At 48.5% G+C, this 1,943-nt stretch carries 2 protein-coding genes; both read left to right on the top strand.

Translation table 11 applies throughout. From position 1 onward, the window contains the following. Positions 1 to 818: RNA ligase family protein (locus tag ACTHUE_RS17125; RefSeq protein ID WP_440424045.1), on the top strand; the 818-nt coding region annotated here is incomplete at its 5' end. 32 nt (positions 819 to 850) lie between these two features. Further along, positions 851 to 1,943 (top strand): AAA family ATPase (locus ACTHUE_RS17120; RefSeq protein ID WP_440424044.1); only part of this gene is annotated, 1,093 nt, incomplete at its 3' end.

Below are 1,943 nucleotides of genomic sequence, written 5' to 3'. Positions count from 1 at the left end.
AAGGAAAAAATATTATGACGACAACTGAACCTCAAAAATACGCCCGCAGCCTGCACGCGCCCATCAGCCTCGGCACGACTTCAGACGACCGCTTTATGCCGCGCGGCTTTCTTTCATATTTTGCCTCACTGCCGAAATTGGTTTTAACCGAAAAATTAGATGGGCAAAACAACTGCTTTGCTGCGCACGGCCTCTATGCCCGTAGTCATGCTGCGCCTACCCAGCATCCGTGGGATAAACCTTTGCTGCAACGATGGCAGCGAATCAAAGATGATTTAGGCGATCTTGAACTTTTTGGCGAGAATATGTATGGCATTCATTCGATTGCCTATTCGAAACTGGAAAGCTATTTTTACCTGTTTGCAGTCCGCCGTGGCGGACATTGGCTTTCATGGGAAGAGGTTAAATTTTATGCGCAGCTGTTTGATTTTCCGACTGTACCAGAAATCCCCATTGTCCAGCCGCTTGCAGATTTCACTCAAAAGTACGCCAATGAAGATCTTGCTTTAGCGCAATGGCTTGCTGCTAATTTGGGAGAACCGTGGACGGACAGCGTACAAACTTCCGGCAAGCTTGGCGGCTACGATCCGAACACAGGAGCGGCATGCAGCGAAGGTTTCGTTATCCGGAACGCCGATGATTTTGCCACCAACAACGGCAATCTGCCTGTTCAATCCAATGAATTCGACAATCTTTTCAAATTGGTGCGAGCCAAACACGTTAAAACCGACGTTCATTGGACGAAAACTTGGAAGCCTGCCCGTCTTATCGATTACGACAAATACCATTGGCAAAGCTGGCAGTTTCAGACGGCCTGAAGTCCAATTATCCAATAATAAGAAAGACAATTATGTGGACATTCCCATATTACATACCCGGTCAACTTCCTGATTGGCAAGCCTTAGAACGTCGTTTCAGCTGGTTTGCCGATATGAAGGACGTTCCGCAAGACCCTGAGTGGCATGCCGAAGGCGATGTATTTACGCATACCAAAATGGTATGCGAAGCCCTTTTACAATTGCCCGAGTTTCAAGCGCTTGATGGACAGGAGCAGCATATTCTGTTTGCTGCCGCCATGCTGCATGATGTGGAAAAACGCAGTACGACCAAGCGTGAAATAGAAAACGGCAAAGAGCGTCTCGTTTCGCCGCATCACGCAAAAAAAGGCGAGCATACCGCCCGTACTTTACTGTATACCGAACTTGCCGCTCCGTTTGCTGTAAGAGAAGCAATCGCCAAACTCGTGCGCTTGCACGGATTGCCCTTATGGGCGATTAACAAGCCTAATCCTGAGCGAGCCGTCATAGCGGCCAGTTTGCAGGTCAATACTGCACATCTTGCCATGCTTGCTAAAGCCGATGTACTGGGTCGTATATGTTGCGACCAACAGGATATTTTGCTGCGCATTGATTTGTTTCGTGAACTCTGTGAAGAAAACGCTTGTTGGGGTAAGGCGCGTACTTTTGCCAGCGATTACGGACGCTATCTCTATCTTAACGGCCGTAGCGAAATGCCGGATTATCAGCCATTTGATGATCAAACCTTTGATGTGTACGCCATGTGCGCCATAGCAGGTAGCGGCAAAGACAGTTACATCAGGCAACATCTTGCCCATCTGCCCATGCTGTCGCTGGATGAGATTCGCCGTGAGCGTAAACTCAATCCCGCGGACTCCAAACATACCGCCGAAGCAGTGCGTTTGGGTAAAGAGCAGGCAAAAGAATACCTGCGAGCCCGTACGTCATTTGTTTTTAATGCGACCAATCTTAACCGCGACCTGCGCAGCAAATGGCTACCGATGTTTGCCGATTACGGTGCACGTGTGCATCTCATTTATTTGGAAGTGCCTTACACGCAATTACTATCGCAAAACCGTAACCGCGAACATTCTGTTCCGAATGATGTGTTGCACCGCATGATAGAAAAGCTGGAAATCCCTGATT

It is taken from the genome of Neisseria sp. P0021.S005, assembly GCF_051956955.1.
The sequence above is the reverse complement of the archived record's forward strand: the minus strand, read 5'-3'. Positions and strand labels throughout refer to the sequence as shown.